Origin of the sequence: Nonomuraea sp. C10 (assembly GCF_008017515.1) — a bacterium.
Classification (GTDB): domain Bacteria; phylum Actinomycetota; class Actinomycetes; order Streptosporangiales; family Streptosporangiaceae; genus Nonomuraea; species Nonomuraea ferruginea.
On the sequence record NZ_VPFF01000003.1, the window covers coordinates 769229 to 795261 of the forward strand.

Here is a 26033-nt window from a genome sequence, read left to right on the forward strand (position 1 = left end):
TTCGGTTACGGACGGACTACTACGATGGCCGCCGTGCGCCCCTGGAATGCGTTCACCGCCGCGGAGGCGGAGATCCGCGCGATGGTCGACGACCCGCGCTGGCAGGGGCTGCCCGGCGACACCCGCGCGCACGCGATCGCCGCCAGGACGCTGGTGACCCGCGACGGCGACCGGTGGCTGTTCGGCGCGCACGCGCGCTGGCACCTGCACGACCCGGCCGACGGCCGCTGGCACCCCGCGCCGCCGCCCCGGCGCATCCGCGCCCGGCAGGTGGGCCACTCCCCGGCCGCGCTGCCTACGAAGATCATCCCCGGCGGGCCCGACTTCGCCGCCGAGCCGGGCTCCACGCAGGCCTTCGTCGGCCCCGACGTGCCGCCGAAGCTGTGCGAGCGCGTCAACGACCTGCTGCGGGCCAACTGCCGCAGGAGCGAGCTCGACTATCCTCTCGCCGCCTTCGACGACGTCTTCGCCTCCGACGTGCCCAGCACGGTGGCGGCCATCTGGGGCACGATCATGTGGTGCGCGTACGCGCCGGCCTTCGACGGCAACGAACGGCTGATCACCATGTTCGGCCAGTTCCTGCGCCGGTCGCTGCCGGGCGACGAGTGGGTGCGCTGGCTGCCGGCGCCGCCCCTGGCCGGTCTGGTCGCGCTGGTGGGCGAGCGGCTGCGGGCCGGCCACCCGCGCACCGCACTGCGCCTGGCCGCGCTGATCGCCGACACAGCTCACATCCTGCTGTCCGACACCCGGTTCAGGCCGCGCGCGCTGGCGCTGCTCACGATGGTGGAGCCCGAGCTGCGGAAGCCGGGCCTGGACGACGACGCGGCCGCGCGCGGGGACCAGGAGCTGCGCCGGGCCTGGCTGCGCCGCTGCCCGCCGCGGCTGGCCCGGGCGGTGATGGCGGAGACCGACCCGGAGGCCCACCTGTCCCACACGGTCTACGACCTCGTCGAGGCGCTGGCCTTCACGACCGACCCGCCGCGGGCCGCCGCCGCTTATCTGGCGGACCTGTCCGACTCCAAAGGGCTGCTGCCGCCCCGGCTCGACCACCGGCTCCGTCACGCGTACGAGGAGCTGCTGCGGGCGGGCCTGACGAGCACGTCGGCGGGCGAGCGGACCGAGCCGGAAGGTTTTCCCGTGCGGCCCTCCGGAGGCTTTTCCGGTCAATACCGGAACCCCGATAACGAGTCGTTTACCGGCCCGCTCACCGGCTCCGGCCCGCTCCCCGTCCCAGGCGGCCCCGTTACGGGAACGGGGGGCATTCCGGGGCCCAATAAGTTGAGTACAGGTCACATTTCGGAAACGACTCCGGACGACACCGGCACGCGGCGGCTCCGGCTGCCGGGGGCCGGTCCGCCCGACCTGCGGGGCGGGTTCACGCACGTGCGCGACGAGGCCGGCACCGGCATGATGCCGCCCGACCGTGCCAGTACGGCCGCGGTGCTGGGAGCCGCGTACGCGGTGGGGCTGGCCTGGCATCGGGTGTCCGGGGCGCGGGTGCCGGAGCGGGGGTTCGCGGGGTCGGCCGCGCTGGTGCGCCGCCTGGTCCTGGAGCGCGACGACCCCATGAGTCACACGTAAACCACTAATGCCGCTATTTCACCCTAACTCCGCCTATATCGTTCTAACACTTAAGATCACGCGTTATTAGCTGAATTGTGATCTCTACCCGGGGAAATGATCCCCTTGGGGCCTCATCGGCGACGAAAGGAATGACTCCGATGGGCCATGTCGCCGGAAGGGCCCGCGCCGTAACCTCGGAGAGGGTGTGGGCTGCGGAAGGAAGGACGACGCGGTGGGGCACGAAAACTTGGACACTCGGGTCCATGACCGTGTCGCGTTGGACGAGATTGCGCTCTACGCCGAGGTGCTCACCGCCGTCGCTGTCAGCGAGCGGCGGCTGACCTTGGACGAGCTCGACGACGCGCTCGGATTGCGGACTTCGGCGAGTCGCTGAAGACGATCACATGACTTGGTCCCGGACTCCCCCAGGGGTCCGGGACATGTCATGTACGGGGTGGCTCACGATGACTAGTCCTCCCGAGGGGCGGCCCTCCTACGAACGGACGAGTCGCGCGATCGCGGCCGAGGCCTCCTTGACCTTCGCGTCGGCCTCCGGGCCACCGGTGGCGATGGCGTCGGCGACGCAGTGGGAGATGTGCTCCTCCAGCAGCCCCAGCGCCACCGCCTGCAACGCCCGCGTCGCGGCCGAGACCTGGGTGAGGACGTCGATGCAGTAGGCGTCGTCGTCGACCATGCGCTGCAGGCCCCTGATCTGCCCTTCGATGCGCCTGAGCCGCGTCAGATAGGCCTGCTTGTCTCCGCTGTACCCATGCATACATCTAAGGTACCCGCTCCGGGTATCACTCAGCGGAGCCCTGCGAACAGCTTCTCCCACTGCTCGCCCACCTCGTCGGCGGCGTGGCGGATGGCCGTGTCGAGCGCCCCGGCGGCCAGCGAGCGCCGCCTGCGCTCGTCGCCGATGAGCGCCAGCATCGCCCCGGCGAACGCCTGCTCGTCGGCCTCGGGCACCAGCACGCCGTTGTAGCCGGTGGCCACGAACTCGGCGGGCCCGTGGGTGCCCTCGAACGCCACCACGGGCACCCCGCACCCCATCGCCTCCAGCACGGTCATGCCGAGGTCGGCGGTGTGGGAGGTGTTGGCCACGATCGACGCCTTGGCGAACTCGCCGGTCAGATCGGGGGTGGTGCCCATGAAGTAGACGTGGTTGTGCAGGCTCAGCTCGTCGACCAGCGCGCGCAGCCGCCGCTCCTCGGGGCCGCTCCCGTACAGCCTGAGCCGCCAGTCGGGGCGCTCGGCGGAGACGACGGCGAAGGCGCGGATCAGCCTGTCGTACGACTTGGCGGCCACCCAGCGGCCGCCCGCCGCCACGATGCGGTTGTCCATCCGCGAGCGCGGCCACGGCGAGCCGGGCAGCGCGTCGGGGATGGCGTGCACGTGCGGCCCGGAGTCGAGCAGCCTGGCCCACTCCTCGCGGGCCGGCTCGGTGGCCGCGACGACGGCGTCCAGGCGCGGGTAGAGCTTCTTGACCGGGCCGGGCACCGCCGGCCTGCCCCACTCACGGGCGATGCGCAGGATCTCGCGCGGGGCGTGCCGCGCGGCCTGGACGCTGAGCCCCGGCCTGGCGGTGACGAGAACGTCACTTCTGAGTGAGCGCAGCATCCGCCACAGGGCCACCTCCGTGCGCACCTGCCCCTGCGGGAACAGACGCCGGACGCCTGGCCTCACGTCGATCACCGAGCGCATGGTCACGCCCGCGGCGACCGGGAAGAACGGCTTCTCCTTCTGCCTCCTGAGGCTGATCACCTCGACCTCGTGCCGCTGGGCCAGCGCGCCAGCGAGGTTGAGCGCCGAGCGCACGTCTCCCCGCATCGCGTACGCGGAGGAGAGCAGGAAGGTGACCTTCACCCGCCCACCTCGATGCGCAGCTCGTCGTCGGCGGTGTAGGAGGGCTTGATGGGCACGCCGTCGATGCGGGCCGACGGGTAGTGCAGGCGGCGCCGCTTGCCGTCGACGTCGTCGAGCCAGCCGCCCAGCCGCAACGGCTCGCCGACCCCGTCCACCTCCAGCGACGGCTCCCACGTACCCGAGGCCTCGGGGTCGGCGGCGAGCACGTCGACCAGCGAGACCGCGGCGTGGAAGCGCACACCCTGGACGGTGGCGTTGGCCGACACGCGCGCGCCCGTCTGCCTGCGCTGCAGCGCCAGCATGGCCTCGTGGCGGGAGTCGTCGTCCTCCAGGCCGGTGTAGGCGAGCAGGCCGGTCACCTCGAAGCGGCCCTCCCTGAACCAGACCGCGCGCACCTCCGCCACGGGCGCGGCGTCGTCGATCTTCAGCGCCAGATAGCCGTTGCGGGTGCGATAGGAGCGGTAGGCGAGCGTGCGCTTGCACAGCGCGTACGCGTCGAGATGATCGAGCGAGAAGCCGGGGTCGATGCTGCGCAGCCTGTTGCGTCTGCCCTGGTGGCGCAGGTAGGCGTCCCAGCGCCCGGCGGTGAGCAGCAGCGGGGCCAGCGACACGGCGACGGTGGCCTCGCGCGCGACGGCGCCCGGCGTGCCGAGCGTCACCTCTCGCTCCACGCCGCTGGTGCGGTGGCGCAGCACCAGCTCGGTGCCGCTCTTCAGCGGCTCCTCCATGGCGAGCCGGAGGGAGAGGACGTCGGCAAGGGTGACTTCGGAGTCTGTCACGACAACGCTCATCACGAGCCCCCCTCCCCGTCGAATAGAGCCATGCGACGTTGAGGTTACCGTGATTTACCCGTTATGTGGATGCCGGATTTCCGGCGATCACCCCCTTTGACCGGCGAAACTCCTCCACAGATACCTGTGGAGGAGTTTCACTTTCTGGGTCAGACGGGGGTCTTCACCGACTTGATCAGGAGCTGCGCCACGTCCACGACCTCCAGCGACTCCTTGGCCTCGCCGCTGTTCTTCTTCTCATTGATCGCGTCCCCCAGCATCACCATGCAGAACGGGCACGCGGTGGAAACCGTGTCCGGATCCGTCGTCAGCGCCTCGTCCACCCGCTCGGTGTTGATGCGCTTGCCGATCCGCTCCTCCATCCACATCCGCGCCCCACCCGCGCCGCAGCAGAAACCGCGGTCCTTGTGCCGGTGCATCTCCTGCGTCTGCACCCCGGGCACCTTGGACATGATGTCGCGGGGCTGGGAGTAGACCTTGTTGTGCCGGCCCAGGAAGCACGGGTCGTGGTAGGTGATCTTCTCCTCGATCGGCGTGATCGGGGTCAGCTTGCCCTCGTCGACCAGCCTGGCCAGCAGCTGGGTGTGGTGCACGACCTCGAACATGCCGCCCAGCTGCGGATACTCGTTGGCCAGCGTGTTGAAGCAGTGCGGACAGGTCGCCACGATCTTCTTGACCCCGGCCTCGTTCAGCGTCTCGATGTTCTGCTGGGCCAGCATGTTGAACAGGTACTCCATGCCCAGCCGGCGGGCCGGGTCACCGGTGCACGCCTCCATCGGGCCGAGCACCGCGAACTTCACCCCGGCGATGTGCAGCAGCTCCGCCACCGCCTTGGTGGTCTTCTTCGCCCGGTCCTCCAGCGCACCCGCGCAGCCCACCCAGAACAGGTACTCCGCGTCGGCGGGCATCTTCTCCTCGACCAGCTCGACCTCGAAATCGAGCTCGGCGATCCAGTCGGCCCGCTTCATCTCCGACATGCCCCACGGGTTGCCCTTGTTCTCCAGGTTCTTCACCATCACCCCCGCCTCCGACGGGAACGACGACTCCACCATCACCTGGTAACGACGCATGTCGATGATGTGATCGATGTGCTCGATGTCCACCGGGCACTGCTCCACACACGCGCCGCAGTTGGTGCACGACCACAGCACGTCCGGGTGGATCACGCCCTCCTCGCCGACCAGCGGCTTGTTCAGCAGCGCCAGCACGTCGGTGTCCTCGTGCCCGTTGCCGCCGTTGGCGGCGGCCATCAGGTACGGGGCGACCGCGAAGGCGTGGTCACGCTGGTCGATGATGAGCATCTTCGGCGACAGCGGCTTGTCGGTGTTCCACGCCGGGCACTGCGACTGGCAACGGCCGCACTCGGTGCAGGAGTAGAAGTCCAGGAACCCCTTCCACGTGGTGTCACCGATCTTGCCCCGGCCCAGCCGCTCCGGATCCAGGTCCTCGTCCTCGAAGTCGACCGGCTTGCCGTCGACGCGCATCTCCGGCACCGCGCCCATGCCGTCCGGGCGGCGCGAGAACAGCACGTTCAGCGGCGCGGTGAAGATGTGCAGGTGCTTGGAGTTCACCACGATGATCAGGAACACCAGCATGAAGCCGATGTGCAGGAGCAGCGCGATCTCCTCCAGCAGCCCGCTGGCCGGCAGCACCTGGCCCAGCGGGATCGACACGAACGCGCCGGAGGAGTACGGCAGGTTGCCGTTGGCCGCCGCCGCACCCCTGGCCAGGAACAGCGTCCAGATGATGTTGAAGATCATGAACAGCACCAGCCACGCGCCGCCCAGGTGCGAGCCGGAGAACCGCGACCCGCGGCCCAGCTTGGCCGGCGACTCACGCAACCGGATGACCGCGAAGGCGACCAGGCCCAGCAGACACGCCACCGCGATGAAGTCCTGCAGGAACCCGAGCACCGGCCACTGCCCGATCAACGGGATGTGGAAGTTCGGCCGGCCGGTGATCGCACCCTGGATGATCGCGCCGTACGCCTCGATGTAGACGGTCAGCAGGATGAAGAACGCCCACATGACGAAGAAGTGCGCCACCCCGGACGGCGTCCACTTCAGCAGCTTCTTCTGGCCGAGCACCTCCACCAGCTGCGTCTTGATCTCGGCGCCGGCGTTGTCCTTGGCGTACTGCACGCGCTCGGGGGCCGGCGGGCCCACCGTGGCGAGCTTGAACAGGAACAGAGCCCTGCGGCCCGCGACGGCCACCGCCACGACGGTCATCACGAGCCCGATGATGGCTACCCAGAGCACGGGTCCTCCCACAACGACGTTGTTTGTCAGCGTACGGTCACCCCGCTGACCTGGCCCCGCCGGGATCCTACCCGCGAGTAACTTCCTGGAGGTAACCGAGTTTCACCTTATGGTGAGGATCAGCTCCAGAACAATGCTCTACAGTGTGAGATAGCGCTGAATCGTCGGCGCCAGCAGCTCCACCAGTTCCTCGGGCTCGGCGCTCGCCATGGGCTCCAGCCGCAGCACGTGACGGGCCACGATCACCCCGAACATCTGCGAGAAGGCGGCCTCGATCCGGAGATGGGGGATCCCGAGGTGGTCGGCCACCCTGTAGAGCAGGGCGTTGGTGATGAACTCGCGGAACAGCACGCGCGACTGCTCGTGGGTCATGGCTGAGCGGACCAGCGCGATCATCGGCTCACGGGTCTCGGGATCACCGGTCACCGTGAGCATCATGGTAACCAGCCGCCTCCCGAGCTCTTCACGGGGGCCGTCGAGCAGCACCGAGACGACCAGGTCAGGCGTGATCGGCAGCCGCATCGCCGCCGCGAACATGCCCTCCTTGGTGTCGAAGTAGTGGTGGACCAGCGCCGGGTCGACCTTCGCCTCCCTGGCGATGCCGCGCACCGTGGCCTTGTCGAAGCCCTTCTCGGCGAAGACCTTCCGGGCCGCCGCGAGGATCTCCCCGCGCGTGTCGGCCGAGCCGGGACGCCGCCCCGGACGCCTCTTGATGGTGCTCACCGGCCTACCGCCAGGTAGACCCGCATCGGCACCGACACCACGTCGTCCGGGAACTCACGGCGCAGCTCCGCCCGCTGCAGCTCCACCAGCGCGTCGGCCTCGGCTTCCGGCATCGCCGCCATGTACGAGTGAGAACGCAGGTCGAGCAGGAAGTCCTCGATCCCGACCAGGCGGGTCCACGGGATCCAGCGCTCCTCCACCACCTCGAACGCGGCCGCGATCGGCGGCACCGACCACTCCTCCGTGGCCGGCCCCCAGTAGGTGGGGCACGCCCCGGCCAGCCGCTCCTCGTGGGCGGCCAGCCACTCGGCCTGGGCCGCGTGCGCGAAGTTCCAGCAGGCGGCGACGGCCCCGCCCGGCCGCAGCACCCGCCTGGCCTCCTCGATCGAGGCCACCGGGTCGAGCCAGTGCCAGGACTGGCCGTACGTCACCAGGTCGGCGGACCGGCCCGCCAGCGGCAGCGCGTTGCCGTCGGCCCGCACCGCGGCCACCCCCGCCGTGCCCTTGGCCCGCAGCCTGGCCAGCATCTCCGCGCCCGGGTCGACCGCGACCACCCGCGAGCCGCGGGCCCGCAGGGCGTGCGCGAGCTTCCCGGTGCCGGCGCCCACGTCGACCACCGTGGCGCCGTCGAGCGGCACGCCGGACACCTCCACCAGCGCGTGGTAGAGCTCGTCGGGATAGCCGGGCCGGCCGGCGTCGTACGCGTCGGCCACCCGCTCGAACGCCAGGCCGAGTTCGCGGCTCGGCCCCGTGCGCAGGCGCTCATGGGTCATGTCGAGGCCGCCAGGTAGAGCCGGGCGAAGGCGAGCGCCTCGGCCAGGTCGTCGATGCGCTCGGAGCGGCTGGCCGCCTTGCGGGTGTTGATCTCCAGGACGACCAGGCCGTCGTAGCCGTTCCGGGCCAGGCGCTCCAGCATGGGCGCGCACGGCTGGTTGCCCCTGCCCGGCACCAGGTGCTCGTCCTTGTTGGTGACCCCCATGCCGTCGGCCAGGTGGAGGTGCGCCAGCCGGTCGCCGAGCTTGGTCGCCATGTCCATGGCGTCGGAGCCCGACACGGCGGTGTGCGACAGGTCGAGCGTGACGTGCGGGAAGTCGTAGTCGGTCGGGTTCCAGTCGGGCGAGTAGGGCACCACGTCGTTGCCGCGGGCCCTGAGGGGGAACATGTTCTCGACCGCGAAGATCACGTCGGTCTCGTCGCGCATGCGGGCCAGCCCGACCTCGAACTCCCGGGCGTAGTCGCGCTGCCAGCGGAACGGAGGGTGCACGACGACGGCCGAGGCGCCGAGCCGCTCGGCCGCCTTCTGCGCGCGGACCAGCTTGGCCCACGGGTCGCGCCCCCACACCCGCTGGGTGACGAGCAGGCAGGGCGCGTGGATGGCGAGGACGGGCACCTCGTAATGGTCGGAGAGCCGCTCGATCACGTCGATGTCCTGGCTCACCGGGTCGGCGCCGACCATGATCTCGACACCGTCGTAGCCCAGCCGGGCAGCCAGCTCGAACGCATCAGGCGTGCGTTCCGGATATACCGAAGCGGTGGACAATGCGATCTTCGCATTGGGCACGCGGATGACATCAGCCACGTTGCCAGCCTAAGCCGGATGTCCCGTGCCGGCGCGCCACCCCGTACGGTTGTCGCATGCCCAGGACGGTCCGAGGCGCGATCCCGAGCCCCAACATCTGGAACACACCGCAGGTGTACGAGCTGGAGAACCGCGCGGTCGACCCCGACGACATCGCCGGCGCGGCGATGCGGAAACTCCGGCCGTGGCAGGGCGCGACCGTGCTCGACATCGGCTGCGGCACCGGCTACCACCTGCCGGGCTACGCCGCCGAGGCCGCCCGGGTGATCGGCGTCGAGCCGCACCGCGACCTGGCCGCCGCGGCCCGCCGCCGGTGCGCCGCGCTCCCGTCCGTCGAGGTGCGCGAAGCCGCCGCCCAGGACCTGCCGCTGCCGGACGCCTCGGTCGACGTCGCGATCGCGCGCTGGGCCTACTTCTTCGGGCCCGGCTGCGAGCCTGGCCTGCGCGAGCTGTCGCGGGTCGTACGGCGCGGCGGCGCGGCCTTCGTCCTCGACCTCGACGCCACCGGGGGCCCGTTCGGCCGGTGGTTCCAGCGCACGGTCCCCGCCTACTCCGCGCCGAAGGTGGAGGCGTTCTGGGACCGCCAGGGCTGGCAGCGGCGGCGGCTCGACCTGCGCATGGTCTTCGAGCGGCGGGCCGATCTGGAGGCGGTGCTGCGCATCGAGTTCGCCCCCGAGGTGGCCGAGCAGGCCATCGCCGAGACGCCGGGCCTGGAGCTGGCCTATCCCAACGTGCTCCGCTGGCGCTACTTCTGAGCGCTTGACCTTGACGCCGGTGTCAACGTTTACCTTGAGCGCATGCGCATCGGAGAGCTGGCCCGGCGGACCGGGGTGAGCACCCGCTCGCTCCGCTACTACGAGCAGCACGGGCTGTTGCGCGCCCACAGGAGCGCCAACGGCTACCGCCACTACGCGGAGGCGGACGTCCGGCTCGTGTCGGAGATCCGCGCCCTGCTGTCGGTGGGGTTCACGCTGGAGGACACCCGCCCGTTCGTCGACTGCCTGCGCTCCGGCCACGACAGCGGCGGGTCCTGCCCCGAGTCGATGGCCGTCTACCAGCGCAAGCTCGCCGAGATCGACGACGAGATCCGGCTGCTGCTGACCCGCCGCGCGGAGGTCGCCGCGCAACTCGCCGGATCGTGCGAAGGCTGCTTCTTCAGAGGAGACACATGATCACGCTCACCACGGACAACTTCGACGAGCAGGTGCTCGGCGCGGGCAAGCCGGTGCTCGTCGACTTCTGGGCCGAATGGTGCCCGCCCTGCAAGATGATCGCCCCCGTGCTGGAGGAGATCGAGGCCGAGCACGGGCTGACCATCGGAAAGCTCGACACCGACCACCACCCCGAGATCCAGGCCCGCTACGGCGTCATGAGCCTGCCCACGCTGCTGCTGTTCGAGGACGGCCGGCCGGTCAGGCAGATCGTCGGCGCCCGGCCCAAGCGCATGCTCGTCAAGGAGCTGGGCCTGGCGTAGCACCGGCTTGTCGGTCCGGCCCGCTAGCCTGCTCGCCATGGCCAAGACTGCGCAGAAGCCCGGATACCGCTGCGCCGAGTGCGGCTGGCGCACCCCCAAGTGGGTCGGCCGGTGCGGCGAGTGCCAGGCGTGGGGCACCGTCGACGAGGAGGGCGGCCGCGCCGGCGCGCACGTCGTCCAGGCCGGCGCCACCACCGCCCCGGCGATGCCGATCGGCCAGGTCAAGGCCGAGATCGCCGCCGCCCGCACCACAGGCGTCGGCGAGCTCGACCGGGTGCTCGGCGGCGGCCTGGTGCCGGGCGCGGTCGTGCTGCTGGCCGGCGAGCCCGGCATCGGCAAGTCGACGCTGCTGCTGGAGGCCGCCGCCCGCATCGCCGAGCGCGAGACCGTCCTCTACGTCACCGGCGAGGAGTCGGCCGCCCAGGTCCGGCTCCGCGCCGACCGCATCGGCGCCATCCGCGACCGCCTCTACCTGGCGGCCGAGACCGAGCTGTCGGCGCTGATCGCCCATGTGGAGAAGATCCAGCCCCGCATGCTCGTGGTCGACTCGGTGCAGACCGTCGGCTCCGCCCAGGCCACCGGCGTCCCCGGCGGCGTCACCCAGGTCCGCGAGGTCGCGGCCAACCTCGTGCGGCTGGCCAAGGAGCGCGACATGTCGACCGTCCTGGTCGGCCACGTCACCAAGGAAGGCTCCATCGCCGGCCCGCGCACCCTCGAACACCTCGTCGACGTGGTGCTCAACTTCGAGGGCGACCGCCACTCCCGGCTCCGCATGGTCCGCGCGATCAAGAACAGGTTCGGCCCCACCGACGAGGTCGGCTGCTTCGACCTCCACGAGCGCGGCATCGAGGGCATCACCGACCCCAGCGGCCTGTTCGTCTCCCGCCGCTCCGACCCCGTCCCCGGCACCTGCGTGACCGTCACGGTCGAGGGCACCCGCCCGCTGCCCGCCGAGGTCCAAGCCCTGGTGGCGCGCACCGAGGCCCAGCAGCCGCGGCGCACCTCCTCCGGCCTCGACACCTACCGCGTCCAGATGGTCCTCGCCGTGCTGGAGCGCCGGCTCAACGCCCGGCTGGGCGGCTGCGACGTCTTCACCGCCACCGTGGGCGGCATCAAGCTCAGCGACCCGGCCGTCGACCTGTCGGTCATGCTCGCCGTCGCCAGCGCCGCGGGCGACAAACCCCTCCCGGCGGGCCTGGTCGCGCTCGGCGAGGTCGGCCTCGCGGGCGAGCTCCGCCCCGTCAAGGACGTCCGCCGCCGCCTCACCGAAGCCGCCCGCCTCGGCTTCAAACGCGGCCTGGTCCCGGTCGGCTCCCTCGACGAGGGCACCCGCAAGCCCAACGGCCAGCGTTCCCTCGTCCCGGTCGGCCCGGTCGCCTTCGCCCCCGGCTTCGAGGTCGTCGAGGCGGAGAACGTCTGGGACGCCCTCACCCACGTGACCTGACCCGTACATCCGGTGGGGCCACTGAGGCGGGGCTAGCCTCCCAGGGCCGACTTGACCGCCGCCGTGACCAGGTCGCGCACCGGCCGCGGCGCGTCCAGGAACGCCGTCAGGTCACCGCCGCGGCCCTCCAGCAGCCCCGCGCCGATGTTGGAGAACGTCGACATCGTGTGCCCCACCTGGTAGGGCTCCAGCCCGGCCAGCGACGCCCGCGTCTCGCCCAGCGGAGCCGGCCGGTACTCGACGGGCCGGCCGAGCGTCTCGGCCAGCGCCTCGGCGAGCTCCCGCCCGCCGACCGCCTCCACGCCCTCCAGCTCGTACGTGCGGCCCGCGTGCCGCCGCTGCGCCCCCGCCGCCCCCGACGCCAGGTCCGCCTGCGCCTCGGCCGCCACCCGCACGGCCACGGCGGCCAGGTCGTCGCGTGCGACGGCCGACAGCCGCCCGTCACCGAGCGGCGCGGCGAACACCCCGCTCGCCGCCGCCGCGGCGGCCCCTGCCACGGCCAGCCCGGCCGGGATCTCGGCGTACAGGCCGTTGCGCAGGACGGTGACGTCGAAGGGCGCCTCGGCCAGCCGCGCCTCGGTCCAGCGGTGCGCGAGCGCGATCGTGAGCCGCTCCCCCGAGCCGGCCAGGCTGGTGTAGATCACGTGCCGGACTCCGGCGGCGGTGGCCGCCCGCACCACGGCGCCGTGGCGGGCCAGCACGACGTCGTCTTCGGCGTACCCCGCCGAGACGAACACCAGCACGTCCACGCCCGCGAAGGCCGGCTCCAGCGTTTCCGGCCGGTCGAAGTCGGCGAGCCGGACCACCGCGCCGTCGCCGGAACTGCTGGCCCCGACTGTCACCGGCCCGTCCACGGCCCGCAGCCCGGCGAGGATCGCACTGCCGAGTTTCCCCGACACGCCGGTGACGAGAATCATGAGACCACTCCTGTTGTTGAGGTGCGCGAAAAGGTGAATGACGCCCAGCATGGGGCGTCCGGGCGCCGACTTTAAGGAGGCACTTTCATGTCAGCCGCGAACACGGAGGTAACCCCCCAGGTCCCCGGGCCGTGCGGGGATGACGACTGCGGCATCCGCGATGTGCTCGACCGTCTCGGCGACAAATGGACGGTGCTGGTGATAGTGGAGCTGGCCAAAGGCGTGCGGCGGTTCAGGGAGCTGCAACGGGCGATCCCCGGCATCTCGCAGCGGATGCTGACGTTGACGACACGGCGGCTGTGCCGGGACGGGCTGGTCGAGCGGACGGCGTACCCCACGATCCCGCCGCAGGTCGAGTACCGGCTGACGCCGGTCGGCCGGAGCCTGGCCGAGACGGTCGAGCGGCTGGCCGACTGGTCGAGGGAGCACAGGGACACCATGGCGGCGGCCCGGGAGCGGTGGGATGCCGCCGGCCGTTGAATCCGGACCCGGGTGACTCGCTACCGTGGTATGACCCGCCCAAAGGCGGAGGAGAGAGTGAGACGGCGCGGCTAAGCTGGGCTTGACTATTTCGACACGGGGGTCAGGTGCCAAACGACAGGAGTCTTGACGACCGCCGTCGCGAAGCCCTGGCCGCGGTGGCCCCGGGCACACCACTGCGCGACGGCCTGGAGCGGATCCTGCGCGGGCAGACCGGCGGCCTGCTCGTGCTCGGCTACAACAAGATGGTCGAGCGCCTCTGCAGCGGCGGCTTCCATCTCGACGTCGACTTCTCCGCCACCAGGCTGCGCGAGCTGGCCAAGATGGACGGGGCGATCGTCATCAGCGACGACCACAAGATCGTGCGCGCCGCCGTCCACCTGGTTCCCGACCCCACCATCCCCACCGACGAGTCCGGCACCCGCCACCGCACCGCCCAGCGCGTGGCCAAGGAGACGGGCCTGCCGATCATCGCGATCAGCAAGTCCATGCGGATCATCGCCCTCTACCTCGACGGCATCCGCTACGTGCTCGAAGAGTCGGCCGCGATCATGTCCAAGGCCAACCAGGCCCTGGCCACCCTTGAGCGCTACAAGCACCGCCTCGACGAGGTCTCCGGCACGCTCTCCGCGCTGGAGATCGAGGATCTGGTCACCGTGCGCGACGTGGCGGCCGTGGCGCAGCGGCTGGAGATGGTCCGGCGCATCTCCGACGAGATCAAGGGATACGTGGTCGAGCTCGGCACCGACGGCAGGCTGCTGTCCCTGCAGCTCGACGAGCTGGTCTCCGGCGTCGACTCCGAGCGGGAGCTGGTGGTGCGCGACTACCTTCCGGCCCCGTCGAGCCGCCGCCAGCGCCGCCTGTCCGACGCCCTGCACGATCTCGACGCGCTGTCCGGCAACGAGCTGCTCGACCTGCCGGTGGTCGCCGGCCTGCTGGGCCACAACGGCGGCGACAAGCTCGACAGCCCGGTCAGCCCGCGCGGGTTCCGCCTGCTGGCCAAGGTGCCCCGGCTGCCCGCCACCGTGGTCGACCGCCTGGTCAACCACTTCGGCAGCCTGCAGAAGCTCCTGGCGGCCAGCATCGACGACCTCCAGGCCGTGGGCGGCGTCGGCGAGTCCAGGGCCCGCAGTGTCCGCGAAGGGCTCTCCCGCCTCGCGGAGTCCTCGATCCTGGAGCGCTACGTCTGACCAGACGCCCCCCGTACGCCTCTGAGACGCCCTGTGAGCGGCGACGGGCTCAGCGGAGATGGAAGACGCCCTTCGGGCTCTTGTGCTCGCCCAGGCGCGCCACCACCACGTACGTGCCGGGAAGGGCGGCGGGCGGGTCGGCGCGGCAGCTCCCGCTGGAGCGGCGGCGGTTCCAGTCGAGGGTGCGGACGTAGGGCACGCCGCGCTGCAGCTCGCGCGTCTCCGTCCCCGGGCCGCTGACGCAGTCGGCGGTGGACCAGATGCGGTCCTCGCCCGAGGTGATGCGGATCTCCAGCGCCCGCGGGCCGACGTCGGCCTTGCACATCACCGGCCCGGTGTTGACCACGGTGACGATGAAGTGCGGGCGCGCGCCGCTCGCGTAGATCTCCTGCTTGCCCTGGAGGTGGAGCACGAGGTCCTTGTCGTCGCAGGGCTCGCCCGCGCGCCTGGCGCGCGGGGTCTTGCTCGGGCTGGGCGTCGGTGACGGGCTGGCGGTGCCCATGGCCAGCGTGCGCAGCCCCGCCAGCAGCGGGTCCGTGACCGGGGCGGGGCTGGGGGAGACCTGGGCGTCGGACCGCTTCTCCGGGCCGCCCGAACTGGAGCAGGCCCACGCCACCACGGCAACGACCACGAGCACTCCGATGAGCAGGCTCATGCGCCGCCGCCAGTAGACGTCGCCCCCGATTCCCGAGTCTCCGCGCATGGTTTCCGGATCCATGCCGCCAGGATGGGTAACCATCCGGTGACGCGTCGTGACGACACGCCGGACCTTGCCATCTCGTCATACGCTGGGCTGCGTGATCGAGCCGAAACTCCTACACCTTCCCATTCTGGAGTGGTACGAAAACAACGCCCGGGACCTCCCCTGGCGCACCCCTGACCGGACCCCGTGGGGAGTGCTCGTCAGCGAGATCATGCTGCAGCAGACGCCGGTGGCCCGGGTGCTGCCCGTCTGGCACGAGTGGATGACCCGCTGGCCCACTCCGAAGGCGCTGGCCGCGGAGCCCTCCGGCGAGGCCGTGCGCGCCTGGGGGCGGCTCGGCTACCCGCGCCGGGCGCTGCGCCTGCACGCGTGCGCCACGGCCATCACCGAGCGGCACGGCGGCGAGGTCCCTTCCGACCACGCGACGCTGCTCGCCCTGCCGGGGATCGGCGAGTACACCGCCGCCGCGGTCGCCGGCTTCGCGTTCGGCGGCCGGCACGCGATCCTGGACACCAACGTGCGACGGGTGTTCGCGCGGGCGGTACGGGCCGAGGAGTATCCCCCGACGGCCACCTCCGCCGCCGAACGCCGCCTCGCGGAGGCTCTCCTGCCCGAGCTGGGCGCGCCCCGCTGGGGAGTGGCGGTGATGGAGCTGGGGGCGCTCGTCTGCACCGCCCGCGCCCCCCGGTGCGAGGGCTGCCCGATCGCGGGGGTGTGCGCGTGGCGGCTGGCCGGCAAGCCGCCGCACGCGGGTCCCGCCCGCAAGGGTCAGACGTACGCGGGCACCGACCGCCAGTGCCGCGGGCGCCTGCTCGCGGTCCTGCGCGCCGCCCACGGGCCGGTGCCGAAGGCGGCGCTGGACGCGGTCTGGGAGGACGCCGTGCAGCGCGAGCGGGCGCTCGACGGCCTCGTCGCGGACGGCCTGGCCCAGGTCCTGGAGGACGGCACGTACTGCCTCTAGCCAGGAACGACGATCTGCCTCTGGGCAGGAACGACGATCGCGTATGAATCCGCGACAGCTGAGCATGGGCCGTCGCGCGCCTTCCTCCTACGGTTGACGATCAGTGAGTCCTTCGGGGAGGGAAAGAAGTGTCACAACGGATTCTGGTGACGGCGGCGACCGGCACGGTCGGGCGCCACGTGACGGCGCGGCTGGCGGAGGACGGGGCCGAGGTGCGGGCACTGTCCCGGACCCCGGCGGGCTTCCCGCCCGGCGTCCAGCCCCTGCGCGGCGACCTGTCGGCGCCCGGTTCGCTGGCCCCGGCGGTCGACGGCGTCGACGCCGTGTTCCTGATCTGGCCGTTCGCCTCGGTGGACGGGCTGGAGGCGGTGCTGGCGCTGATGGCGGGGCACGCCCGCAAGCTGGTCTACCTGTCCTCGGCCACGGTGCGCGAGCACGAGCGGCGTGCCGAGGGCCTGATCGAACGGTCCGGTCTGGAGTGGACGGTCCTGCGCCCGCACGCCTTCGCGGCGAACGCGTCGCGCTGGGCCGGGCAGATCCGCGCCGGGGACGTGGTGCGCGAGCCGTACGGCCGGGCCGCCATGTCGCTCGTCCACGAACAGGACATCGCCGCGGTCGCGGTCGCGGCGCTGCTCCAGGAGGGGCATGAGGACGCCGTCCACGAGCTGACCGGGCCGGAGTCGCTGACCCAGGCCGATCAGGTGCGCGTGATCGGCGAGGCGGTCGGCCGGCCCGTGCGGTGGGAGGAGGCGCCGCCCGAGGAGGCCAGGCAGCGGATGCTCGCCCGCGGCTGGCCGCCCGAGGTGGCCGACGACGTCCTGCGCGCCCAGGCCGCGATGACCGCCGGCCCGGCGCCGGTCACCACCACGGTCGAGAAGGTCACCGGCACTCCGGCCCGCACCTTCCGCTCCTGGGCCGACACCCACACCCACCTGTTCCAGCCCGCACCCTGAGCCCGGTCACCGGGGCCCAGGGCACCCGCACCTTCCGCTCCCGGGCCGAGGCCCACACGCACCTGCCGTGAGGCCGGCCACCGGGCCCAGGGCACCCTCCTGGGCCGACGCCCACGCGCACCCGTCCTGAGGGCGGTCACTGCGCCCAGGGCAGGGGCATGCTGCGGGTGCCTTCCGGTACGAGGTCGCAGGCGTCCGGGGTGTCGAGCCCGTCCGGGTTGTAGACCTGGACGCCCGCGGGAGCGGCCACGATCGCCGCGAAGCCGTGCCGCTCGTCGGCGAACAACCGGCGCAGCGCGCCGGCGGGCAGCACCATGGTGTCGCCCGCCGCGACCTCGACCCGTTCGCCGCCGAGCTGGACGGTGCAGCGGCCCGCCAGCCAGGTCCACACCGACTCGGTGTCGAAGGCGTGCAGCGGGCCCGCCGTGCCGGGCTTGGCGTCCACGCGCCACACGGCCTGGCGGGACTCGCCCTGGGTGGGTGAGGCGAGCGTGGTCATGGTCCCGTTGGGCGTCTCGATCCTGCGTGCCCGCGCGTCGCGGATGACGGTCATGGCAGGTGCTCCTCTAAGATAGACAACGTCATTGTCTAGATAGTGAACCAGGTTGTCTATTGTGTCAAGCACACCCCCGGGGTTCGAACTCCCCCTCCGCCTCTTCCTGGCCTTCCGGGTGCTCATCGACGAGCTCCACGCCGAGCTGGGCCGTCAGGGGCATCCGGACATCCGGCCCATGCACGGCTTCGTCATGCAGGCCATCGGGCCCGACGGCACGACCGCGGTCGACCTGGGCCGCACGCTCGGCGTCACCAAGCAGGCCGCGGGCAAGACCGTCGAGGCACTGGAACGCATCGGCTACGTCGAACGCACCCGCGACCCCGCCGACACCCGGCGCAAGATCGTCCGTCTGACCCCGTACGGCATGGACGCCCTCGCCCGCTCGGCCGCGATCTTCGACGACCTGCGCGCCCGCTGGGCCGCCGAGCTGGGCGAGGACCGGCTGCGGGCGCTGGAGGCCGACCTCCGCACAATGACCCCCGCCAACCTGTGGCGCCTCGACATCCCGGGCTGGTTCGGCGCCCCGTGAGGCGCCGGACCAGTCCCCGGGTCAGGCGGCGAGCTGGAGACCCAGGCTGGTGAGGCTGGTGCGCGCCCAGTCGAGCTCCTGGGCCAGGAGCGAGACCAGGGCGCCGGGGCCCTTGGCGCGGCCCGGGACCGCCAGGTTGTGGGTCTCGACCTCGATGTGGGCGCTGCCGCTCACCGCGCCGGAGAGCATCGCCGTCAGGGTGTCGTGCAGGACGCCGCCGGTGTTGGGCGACCCGCCGGTGTGGTGGTGCACGTGGCCGAGCTTGACCACGGGGGCGCCGGTCTTGGCCAGGCCGCGCAGCGCCTCACCGGTCTCCTCGGCGCCGCGGGCCAGGTGGCACGCGTCGAGGCAGACGCCCAGGTGGTCGGAGTCGATGCCGCGCACCCGCTCCAGCGCCTGCTCCGTGGTCTCCAGCACGCAGCCGGGCCACGGCTCGAAACCGACCCTGACCGTCTTGCCGGTGATGCTGTGGAGGCCGCGCAGCTCGCGGGCGAGCCGCTCCAGCCGCCGGGTGGCGATCGCCTGCAGGTCGGCCGGCCAGTCGCGGCGCCAGCCGATCGGGATGGTGGAGATGCTGCCCGACTGGATGTCGTCCGGCAGCAGGAACGCGAGGATCTTGGCCAGCGCCATCGTGTAGCGGTAGCGCTCGGGCTTGGCCCAGTCGGGGCCGGGCGCCTCCTGGTTGCGACCGCCGGTGCCGTTGAGGCTGACGACCTCCAGGCCGCGCTCTTCGAGGGAGCGGCGCAGGCGGACGAGTTCTATGCGGTCGGCGGTCAGATGGTCGGCGACGGCGGGCGAGAGCCACAGGCCGACCCCCATCCGCTCCACGCCGAGCCGCTTGCGCACCGGCACGGCGTAGCGGGTGAGATGGGCGATCAGGTTCTCCAGATCCTCCGCGGGGTGCACGCCTGCGTTGTAGGCGAGGTGAACGAGCGTTCCGTCATCGTGACGCAGGCGCATCGGTTTCCTCCACGACTCTCACTGGTTTCCCCCTCGCCCGCTGGTGCCACTCCGAGCATGTCGGCCCGTGGCGGCGTGCGCGTCAGCCCTGGGTTGATCTCTTGCTACTCCCAGGGGAGCAGTCCCGACCGTAGAGACACGCTCTTGCGGATCACTTGGACAGGACTTGGCGAAGCTCTACACAGAGTAGTACTACTTGTCGTGGCGGGGCCACTCGCCCTTCAACGATTCGGCAACGTTTCCCGTCACCACATGCGAAAACCCCCGTGCGCCGGAGCGCACGGGGGTTTTCGTGAACTGGGTCAGCTCTGGATGGAACCGGCGATCGCCGCCGCGGAGTCGGGCACCTGAGTGGCGTCCTCTCCCGCGAACAGGAACCTGGCGTCGTCGCCCTCACCCTCGATGGTCACCTTCACGACCTGCCCCGGACGGAGCTCGCCGTAGAGGATCTTCTCCGACAGCGAGTCTTCCAGCTCGCGCTGGATCGTACGGCGCAGCGGCCGGGCGCCCATGACCGGGTCGTAGCCGCGGTCGGCCAGCAGCTGCCTGGCCTCGGGCGAGACGTCGAGCCCCATGTCGCGGTCCTTCAGCCGCTCGGCCACCTGCGCGAGCATCAGATCGACGATCTTGATGATCTCGTTGGGCGTGAGCTGGTGGAAGACCACGATGTCGTCGACACGGTTGAGGAACTCGGGCCGGAAGTGCTGCTTGAGCTCTTCCTGGACCTTGGCCTTCATCCGGTCGTAGTTGGAGTCGGCGTCGTTGGACTTCGCGAACCCGACCCCGATGCCCTTGGAGATGTCGCGGGTGCCGAGGTTGGTGGTCATGATGATGACCGTGTTCTTGAAGTCGACCACCCGGCCCTGGGCGTCGGTCAGGCGACCGTCTTCCAGGATCTGCAGCAGCGAGTTGAAGATGTCGGGGTGGGCCTTCTCGATCTCGTCGAACAGGACCACGGAGAACGGCTTGCGCCGCACCTTCTCGGTGAGCTGGCCGCCCTCCTCGTAGCCGACGTAGCCGGGAGGCGAGCCGAACAGCCGCGAGACGGTGTGCTTCTCCATGAACTCCGACATGTCCAGGCTGATCAGCGCGTCCTCGTCGCCGAAGAGGAACTCCGCCAGAGCCTTGGACAGCTCGGTCTTACCGACACCGGACGGACCCGCGAAGATGAACGAGCCGCCGGGACGCCGCGGGTCCTTCAGACCGGCGCGGGTGCGCCGGATGGACCGCGACAGGCCCTTGATGGCGTCGTCCTGCCCGATGATCCGCTTGTGGAGCTCGTCCTCCATGCGGAGCAGGCGCTGCGACTCCTCCTCGGTCAGCTTGAAGACCGGGATGCCGGTGGCGGTGGCCAGGACCTCGGCGATGAGCTCCTCGGTGACCTCGGCCACGACGTCCATGTCGCCGGCCTTCCACTCCTTCTCGCGCCGCTCGCGCTTGAGCTGGAGCTGCTTCTCCTGGTCGCGGAGGGCAGCCGCCTTCTCGAAGTCCTGCGCGTCGATCGCGGACTCCTTGTCGCGGCGGACGTTGGCGATCTTCTCGTCGTACTCGCGCAGGTCCGGCGGCGCGGTCATGCGGCGGATGCGCATGCGCGAGCCGGCCTCGTCGATGAGGTCGATCGCCTTGTCGGGAAGGTAGCGGTCGCTGATGTAGCGGTCGGCCAGCTGCGCGGCGGCCACCAGCGCGCCGTCGGTGATCGACACGCGGTGGTGGGCCTCGTAGCGGTCGCGCAGACCCTTGAGGATCTCGATCGTGTGGCTGAGCGAGGGCTCGGCCACCTGGATCGGCTGGAACCGGCGCTCCAGCGCGGCGTCCTTCTCGAGGTACTTGCGGTACTCGTCGAGAGTCGTGGCACCGATGGTCTGCAGCTCGCCGCGGGCCAGCATCGGCTTGAGGATGCTGGCGGCGTCGATCGCGCCCTCGGCGGCGCCCGCACCCACGAGCGTGTGGAGCTCGTCGATGAACAGGATGATGTCGCCGCGCGTGCGGATCTCCTTGAGCACCTTCTTCAGGCGCTCTTCGAAGTCGCCGCGGTAGCGGGAGCCGGCGACCAGGGCGCCGAGGTCAAGCGTGTAGAGCTGCTTGTCCTTCAGCGTCTCGGGCACCTCGCCCCTGACGATCTTCTGCGACAGGCCCTCGACGACGGCGGTCTTGCCGACGCCGGGCTCGCCGATGAGAACGGGGTTGTTCTTGGTCCTCCGGGAGAGGACCTGCATGACCCGCTCGATCTCCTTCTCACGGCCGATGACCGGATCCAGCTTGCCCTCGCGGGCGGCCTGGGTCAGGTTGCGGCCGAACTGGTCGAGCACCAGGGACGTCGACGGGGCCGACTCCTGGGGGCCGCCGGCGGCGGCCGGCTCCTTGCCCTGGTAACCGTGGAGCAGCTGGATTACCTGCTGCCGCACCCGGTTGAGATCAGCTCCAAGCTTGACCAGCACCTGGGCGGCCACACCCTCACCCTCGCGGATGAGACCGAGCAGGATGTGCTCGGTGCCGATGTAGTTGTGACCCAGCTGCAAAGCCTCACGGAGCGACAGCTCGAGGACCTTCTTGGCCCGCGGGGTGAAGGGAATGTGCCCCGACGGAGCCGACTGGCCCTGGCCGATGATCTCCTCGACCTGCTGACGCACGCCCTCAAGGCTGATGCCGAGGCTCTCCAGAGCCTTGGCGGCCACGCCCTCACCTTCGTGGATCAAACCAAGAAGAATGTGCTCAGTGCCGATGTAGTTGTGGTTGAGCATCCTGGCCTCTTCTTGGGCCAGGACGACAACACGCCTTGCTCGGTCGGTGAACCTCTCGAACATCTCGTCGCTCCTCACAGAGCGGTCAGTCAGGCCGGTAAATCCGGTCCCGTCATCCCGCATGCTAGCCCTGGCTCGGCGAACCGTGCCCTCTGCCGCTGACGCGCTCTATAGCAGAGAGCGTTCCCCGAGAGCAGGGCGTTCACCCTCCATCCAACTATGGTTCGGGGGTGACGTGTTCCCGATACGCCGCAAGCGAACGATGTTTGGGACGCATGGGTACTGCGGCTCTTATTCGCCGCCGGCGGCGGTGGCAGATCACACGGATCGGCGATGGGGACGCCTGACGGGCCGGCCCTTGGGTCGGGTCGTCGCCCGTCATCATGCCCATGCATCCTGAGACGCCGGGTCCGTATCTCTTACACCCTGCCATCGTATGTGGCGATGCAAACGCGGGCCAAGCGGATGTGCATCGCATCACCCAGAGCGAAATCCGCCGCCTGATCAGTCTGGTCAGCGACGTTACCAGTCCGGCGTGATCGCCAAGGCCCGGAGGGACGGAACGGTAGGTGGCCTACCCGACGCGGGAAGTGCGCGCAATGCGCGGCAGCGGCCCCTTCAGAGAAGCCGTACAACAGAGATGGGGCCCCAGATCGCCCGAAAGCGCTGGAGCCCCGTCATCCCCGACAAAACCGCCAAAACACGCGCCCGGCGGTTCGATGCGAAGACCCAAATGCCCATGTTTCGGGCGAATCGAAGATCGACAGAACGGAAAGTGTCCACGATCTGAGATTCGCCCTGAACGATCATGCGCTTATGGCGACCGCCGGGGTCCTTAGGCGAGCGGCATAAGCGCATGGTCAGCCGACGGCTCCCTTAGTGGGCCGCCTCGTACTTCTCGACGACGGTGGAGGCGATCCGGCCTCGCTCACTGACGGGCAGACCGTGGGCCTTGGCCCACTGCCTGATCTCGGCGCTCTTCTCGCGGCTCATCGCCCGCTGACCGCCGCGGCCTCGACGGCGCGTGGTGACCGCCCCTGCCCTGCGAGCGTGCTGCACGAAAGGCGTGAGAGCGTCCCTCAGCTTCTTGGCGTTAACGTCGCTGAGGTCAATCTCATAGGAAGCGCCGTCAATAGCGAAGCTGACCGTCTCATTGGCCTCGCCCCCATCGAGGTCATCGATGAGAATCTCCTGGATCTGCTTGGCCATCTACGCAATCCTTTCCGGAGCATTGTTTCATTCGCTCGACCAAACATATACCCGGAAAGACGTTAAGACAATTCAGCTCAGCGACGATTCCGCTGAGTCGCTGATCAGTTGCTCTTCTCGGCCTGATCCTGCCGGTTTGGCCGCCTCCCAGGGCCCTCGGCGCGCACCAACTTCACCACCCCAAAGATGAAGGCGCCCCCCACGACGAGCGGCGGGATGAGCGCCGACAAAACCTCTGTCACAACTTCCATTCGTCCTCGCCTCCACAGCGGACGGGGGGTTTCCTGGCCTTTTATGCACGCGCGGTGCGGCGGGCACGGGCTTGACCGCCCCGGGTGTCGCCCTGTCGACGACCTTCGCACCGCAGACCATAGCGGCACACAGATGCCCATAGCCTGGCAGGGGCATCAACATCCGGCAACCCGGACGCCTCATAGCCTAATGCCAGTCTCTCCAGGTGCCTTACCGGATCTACCCCAAGTTTCCTGAAAAGCGGCGCCCAGGCTTCCCAGCTCAGGAATGATCTTTAACGACGAGGGTTCCGGCCAGCTTGTCATGGGGCCCACGCTGCAGTGGCTTGTCGATCAGGATGAGCAGGCCCACCGCGAACACGTACATTCCGGCCAGCAGATTGAGCACCGGAATGCCCATCACGATGGCCGGGGCCGGATAGCCGAGGACCCGTTTCAACCGGTCACGCGCCCCCAGCCGGGCCGGCTCCACCCGAATGCGCATGATCGCCTTGCCGAACGTGCGCCCGCCTCGTGAAAGCGTGACCCAGTCGTAGACCGTATAACCCAGCCCGGCCAACACCCATGCGAACACGCCCGGCAAACGGCCCCCGAAGAGCTCCAGCACCCCGACAGTCCGGAAGATACCCCACAGCGCGATGAACAGAATGTAATAGAACACCCCGAAGACGAGCGCTTCAATGAGCCGGGCGGCCAGCCGTTCCCACCATTCCGCGGGCACCGGATCGGCCCGCGGCGTCGTGGCCATAACCCTCACCTCGCCCCATCGGTGTCCCGACCGTTCCCATTCTGGTACGGAGCACACACGCGAAAACAGGGACCGGTGGATCACCGATCCCTGTTTTCCGAGCCGTACAGGCTACTTGATCTTCACCACGACGGTGCCGGCGAACTTGTCGGCGAACGTCTGCTGCAGCGGCTTGTCCCACAGCTGCGAGGCGGCGTTGAGCATGACCGCGATCGCGCCGAGGAAGGTACCGATGAGCGGGACGATCCCGAGCACGTAGCCACCCCACGTGCCGCCGGCCCGCTTCAGCGCCATGTTGCCCGGCAGGCCGCCGGGGGGCATGGCGCCGCCCACGGGGACGACCTTGATCCCCATCACCATCTTGCCGACCGTCTGACCGTTCATCTTGGTCATGAAGTAGTCGTAGGCGATGTAGAGGCCGACCAGCAGGATCCACTGGATGAGACCGACCACGAACGAGCTCAGGAAGCCCGTGGTGACGCCCCCCACGGAGTTGTAGCTGGCCACGAAGAAGATGGTCAGCACCAGGGAGATGAGGAAGTAGACGACGCCGAAGATGCAGCCGTCGATGAGACGGGCCACCAGCCGCTGCCACCACTCCGCCAGCGGCGCGGGGGCGCCCGGAGGCTGCACGCCGACCGGCTGGCCGTAGCCCGGCTGCCCGTAGGCGGGCTGACCGTACTGCTGGCCGTACTGGGGCTGCTGACCGTAGCCGGGCTGGCCGTACTGCTGCTGGCCGTACTGCGCCTGCTGACCGTAGCCGGGCTGGCCGTACTGCTGCCCTGACTGCGGCTGCTGACCGTAACCCTGCTGGCCGTAGGCCTGCTGACCGTAGCCGGACTGGGAATCGGGCTGCTGGCCGTAACCGGGCTGGGAGGGGGCCTGCTGACCGTAGCCCTGCTGACCGTAAGCCTGCTGACCCGAGGAGGGCTGCTGGCCGTAGCCCTGCTGACCCGAGGAGGGCTGCTGGCCGTAGCCGGGCTGGCCGTACTGCTGCTGACCGTACTGGGGCTGCTGGCCGTAGTCGGGTTGCGAGGGAGCCTGCTGGCCGTACTGGGGCTGCTGGCCGTAGTCAGGCTGGGAAGGGGCCTGCTGGCCGTACTGGGGCTGGCCGTAGTCGGGTTGCGAGGGAGCCTGCTGACCGTACTGAGGCTGCTGACCGTAACCCTGCTGGCCGTAGTCGGGCTGCTGGCCGTACTGGGGCTGGCCGTAGCCCGGCTGGGACGCGCCCTGCTGGCCGTAGCCCTGCTGACCCGGCTGACCGTACTGCTGCTGCTGCCCGTACGGGGGCTGCTGGCCGTACTGGCCCTGGCCGTAGGGGTCGTCGGCCCTGTAGCCCACGACCGTCGCGTCGGGATCCTCCCCATGGGGGTGTCCCGGGTTGTGCCCGTATCCCGGATGATTCTCGCTGGATTCATCCTGCGGATACGGCGGCTGTCCGGTGCTCACCGTGTCACCTCGCTTCGCGTGCGCATGTGGCACGTGTCAGGGCACATGCCTGTCCTGGACAACGTATCGACATGGGTATCAACAATCACCTTTTCTGTCAGTCAAGATCCGCATCACCCGAGGTCAGGTGGAGCAACATCCGTGTGTTCCCCAGGGTGTTGGGCTTGACGTGTTCCAGGTCCAGGAACTCGGCCACGCCCTCGTCGTACGAGGCCAGGAGTTCGGCGTAGACCTCGGGCGAGACCGGGGTGCCTTTGATCACCCGGAATCCGTGTCTCGCGAAGAAGTCGACCTCGAAAGTGAGGCAGAAAACACGCTGCAGGCCGAGTTCTTTGGCCGTGTCGATGAGGGCCGTGACGATGCGGTGGCCGATGGCCAGCCCGCGCGCCTCCGGGTGGACCGCCACGGTGCGGATCTCCGCCAGGTCCTCCCAGAGGACGTGCAGCGCCCCGCAGCCGACGACCTTGCCGTCGCGCTCGGCGACCCAGAACTCCTGCACGTCCTCGTACAGGGTGACCGTGGCCTTCTCCAGCAGCCGGGGGCCGGGGCCTCCATAGGTGTCGACCAGGAATTTGATGGCCTTGACGTCCGGCGTCCGGGCACGCCGGACCAGGACCTGCGTGTCGGGAAGGGGACGTTCGGCGACCTGCTCCATGACCCTCCAGCCTACAGTTTGTGATTACGGCTC

26 protein-coding genes are annotated in these 26033 nt (G+C 70.1%); 10 read left to right on the forward strand and 16 right to left on the reverse strand.

Features of this window, described 5'->3' with window-relative positions; all coding sequences use genetic code 11:
- The first annotated feature begins 33 nt into the window (after window positions 1–33).
- Entirely contained in the window at window positions 34–1581 is a 1548-nt protein-coding gene (locus FR742_RS35065; RefSeq protein ID WP_148035589.1) for a hypothetical protein, read from the forward strand.
- A 475-nt stretch (window positions 1582–2056) separates the two neighbouring features.
- On the opposite strand, the gene FR742_RS35070 is transcribed toward FR742_RS35065, so the two are convergent.
- The 7 genes from FR742_RS35070 to FR742_RS35100 all read right to left on the reverse strand — a co-directional run bounded on the left by FR742_RS35070 (window position 2057) and on the right by FR742_RS35100 (window position 8780).
- On the reverse strand, window positions 2057–2338 hold the full coding sequence (locus FR742_RS35070) for a metal-sensitive transcriptional regulator (protein ID WP_049560737.1): 282 nt from the start codon (window positions 2336–2338) through the stop codon (window positions 2057–2059).
- A 29-nt stretch (window positions 2339–2367) separates the two neighbouring features.
- Complete coding sequence (locus tag FR742_RS35075) at window positions 2368–3429, reverse strand: glycosyltransferase (RefSeq protein ID WP_148035590.1); 1062 nt, start codon at window positions 3427–3429, stop codon at window positions 2368–2370.
- Entirely contained in the window at window positions 3426–4208 is a 783-nt protein-coding gene (locus tag FR742_RS35080; RefSeq protein WP_261808956.1) for a hypothetical protein, read from the reverse strand. Before FR742_RS35080 ends, FR742_RS35075 begins: the two co-directional genes overlap by 4 nt.
- Before the next feature lie 161 nt (window positions 4209–4369).
- Window positions 4370–6478: a (Fe-S)-binding protein gene (locus FR742_RS35085; RefSeq protein ID WP_148035592.1), complete on the reverse strand. Its 2109-nt coding sequence runs from the start codon at window positions 6476–6478 to the stop codon at window positions 4370–4372.
- A gap of 138 nt (window positions 6479–6616) precedes the next feature.
- Complete coding sequence (locus FR742_RS35090; protein WP_148035593.1) at window positions 6617–7201, reverse strand: TetR family transcriptional regulator; 585 nt, start codon at window positions 7199–7201, stop codon at window positions 6617–6619.
- Complete coding sequence (locus tag FR742_RS35095) at window positions 7198–7974, reverse strand: class I SAM-dependent methyltransferase (RefSeq protein ID WP_148035594.1); 777 nt, start codon at window positions 7972–7974, stop codon at window positions 7198–7200. Before FR742_RS35095 ends, FR742_RS35090 begins: the two co-directional genes overlap by 4 nt.
- Window positions 7971–8780 carry a sugar phosphate isomerase/epimerase gene (locus tag FR742_RS35100; protein WP_148035595.1) on the reverse strand — a complete coding sequence of 270 codons (810 nt, stop codon included), beginning with the start codon at window positions 8778–8780 and terminating at the stop codon, window positions 7971–7973. Before FR742_RS35100 ends, FR742_RS35095 begins: the two co-directional genes overlap by 4 nt.
- Window positions 8781–8836: 56 nt before the next feature.
- Here FR742_RS35100 and FR742_RS35105 point away from each other — a divergent pair, with 56 nt between their 5' ends.
- The 4 genes from FR742_RS35105 to radA are packed head-to-tail and all read left to right on the forward strand — an operon-like array spanning window position 8837 to window position 11698.
- Window positions 8837–9535: a class I SAM-dependent methyltransferase gene (locus FR742_RS35105; protein ID WP_148035596.1), complete on the forward strand. Its 699-nt coding sequence runs from the start codon at window positions 8837–8839 to the stop codon at window positions 9533–9535.
- Between the two features lie 42 nt (window positions 9536–9577).
- The gene (locus FR742_RS35110; RefSeq protein WP_148035597.1) at window positions 9578–9952 is read left to right on the forward strand and encodes a MerR family transcriptional regulator; all 375 of its coding nucleotides are present in this window, start codon (window positions 9578–9580) and stop codon (window positions 9950–9952) included.
- Window positions 9949–10254: a thioredoxin gene (gene trxA / locus FR742_RS35115; RefSeq protein WP_148035598.1), complete on the forward strand. Its 306-nt coding sequence runs from the start codon at window positions 9949–9951 to the stop codon at window positions 10252–10254. Before FR742_RS35110 ends, trxA begins: the two co-directional genes overlap by 4 nt.
- A gap of 37 nt (window positions 10255–10291) precedes the next feature.
- A complete protein-coding gene (radA, locus tag FR742_RS35120) occupies window positions 10292–11698 on the forward strand; it encodes a DNA repair protein RadA (protein ID WP_148035599.1) in 1407 nt (468 codons plus the stop codon).
- A 32-nt stretch (window positions 11699–11730) separates the two neighbouring features.
- Here radA and FR742_RS35125 read toward each other — a convergent pair whose 3' ends face one another.
- Entirely contained in the window at window positions 11731–12615 is an 885-nt protein-coding gene (locus tag FR742_RS35125; RefSeq protein ID WP_148035600.1) for an NAD(P)H-binding protein, read from the reverse strand.
- A gap of 87 nt (window positions 12616–12702) precedes the next feature.
- Between FR742_RS35125 and FR742_RS35130 the strand changes: the two genes are divergently transcribed.
- Window positions 12703–13095, forward strand: a complete 393-nt coding sequence (locus FR742_RS35130) for a helix-turn-helix domain-containing protein (RefSeq protein WP_148035601.1) — start codon at window positions 12703–12705, stop codon at window positions 13093–13095.
- Window positions 13096–13202: 107 nt separating this feature from the next.
- Window positions 13203–14285 (forward strand): DNA integrity scanning diadenylate cyclase DisA, encoded by a 1083-nt coding sequence (gene disA / locus FR742_RS35135; RefSeq protein WP_148035602.1) that lies wholly within the window; start codon window positions 13203–13205, stop codon window positions 14283–14285.
- A 49-nt stretch (window positions 14286–14334) separates the two neighbouring features.
- Here disA and FR742_RS35140 read toward each other — a convergent pair whose 3' ends face one another.
- Entirely contained in the window at window positions 14335–15003 is a 669-nt protein-coding gene (locus FR742_RS35140) for a hypothetical protein (RefSeq protein WP_187281520.1), read from the reverse strand.
- Between the two features lie 79 nt (window positions 15004–15082).
- On the opposite strand from FR742_RS35140, the gene FR742_RS35145 reads away from it, so the two are divergent.
- On the forward strand, window positions 15083–15949 hold the full coding sequence (locus tag FR742_RS35145) for an A/G-specific adenine glycosylase (RefSeq protein WP_187281521.1): 867 nt from the start codon (window positions 15083–15085) through the stop codon (window positions 15947–15949).
- A gap of 128 nt (window positions 15950–16077) precedes the next feature.
- On the forward strand, window positions 16078–16902 hold the full coding sequence (locus FR742_RS35150; RefSeq protein WP_261808957.1) for an NAD(P)H-binding protein: 825 nt from the start codon (window positions 16078–16080) through the stop codon (window positions 16900–16902).
- Between the two features lie 136 nt (window positions 16903–17038).
- Here the strand turns inward: FR742_RS35150 and FR742_RS35155 are convergent, their stop codons facing one another.
- Window positions 17039–17455, reverse strand: coding sequence for a cupin domain-containing protein (locus tag FR742_RS35155; protein ID WP_148035604.1), 417 nt, complete (start codon window positions 17453–17455; stop codon window positions 17039–17041).
- A 61-nt stretch (window positions 17456–17516) separates the two neighbouring features.
- Between FR742_RS35155 and FR742_RS35160 the strand changes: the two genes are divergently transcribed.
- Window positions 17517–17987: a MarR family winged helix-turn-helix transcriptional regulator gene (locus tag FR742_RS35160; RefSeq protein WP_148035605.1), complete on the forward strand. Its 471-nt coding sequence runs from the start codon at window positions 17517–17519 to the stop codon at window positions 17985–17987.
- Between the two features lie 21 nt (window positions 17988–18008).
- Here FR742_RS35160 and FR742_RS35165 read toward each other — a convergent pair whose 3' ends face one another.
- The 6 genes from FR742_RS35165 to FR742_RS35190 form a co-directional block, all read right to left on the reverse strand.
- Window positions 18009–18947, reverse strand: coding sequence for a TIM barrel protein (locus tag FR742_RS35165; protein ID WP_148035606.1), 939 nt, complete (start codon window positions 18945–18947; stop codon window positions 18009–18011).
- Between the two features lie 302 nt (window positions 18948–19249).
- A complete protein-coding gene (locus FR742_RS35170; protein WP_148035607.1) occupies window positions 19250–21751 on the reverse strand; it encodes an ATP-dependent Clp protease ATP-binding subunit in 2502 nt (833 codons plus the stop codon).
- 813 nt (window positions 21752–22564) lie between these two features.
- Window positions 22565–22897, reverse strand: coding sequence for an Lsr2 family protein (locus FR742_RS35175; protein WP_148035608.1), 333 nt, complete (start codon window positions 22895–22897; stop codon window positions 22565–22567).
- A 513-nt stretch (window positions 22898–23410) separates the two neighbouring features.
- A complete protein-coding gene (locus FR742_RS35180) occupies window positions 23411–23896 on the reverse strand; it encodes an RDD family protein (protein ID WP_148035609.1) in 486 nt (161 codons plus the stop codon).
- A 111-nt stretch (window positions 23897–24007) separates the two neighbouring features.
- Window positions 24008–25345: an RDD family protein gene (locus tag FR742_RS35185; RefSeq protein ID WP_187281522.1), complete on the reverse strand. Its 1338-nt coding sequence runs from the start codon at window positions 25343–25345 to the stop codon at window positions 24008–24010.
- Between the two features lie 97 nt (window positions 25346–25442).
- Entirely contained in the window at window positions 25443–26000 is a 558-nt protein-coding gene (locus tag FR742_RS35190; RefSeq protein ID WP_148035610.1) for an amino-acid N-acetyltransferase, read from the reverse strand.
- Between the last annotated feature and the right edge of the window lie 33 nt (window positions 26001–26033).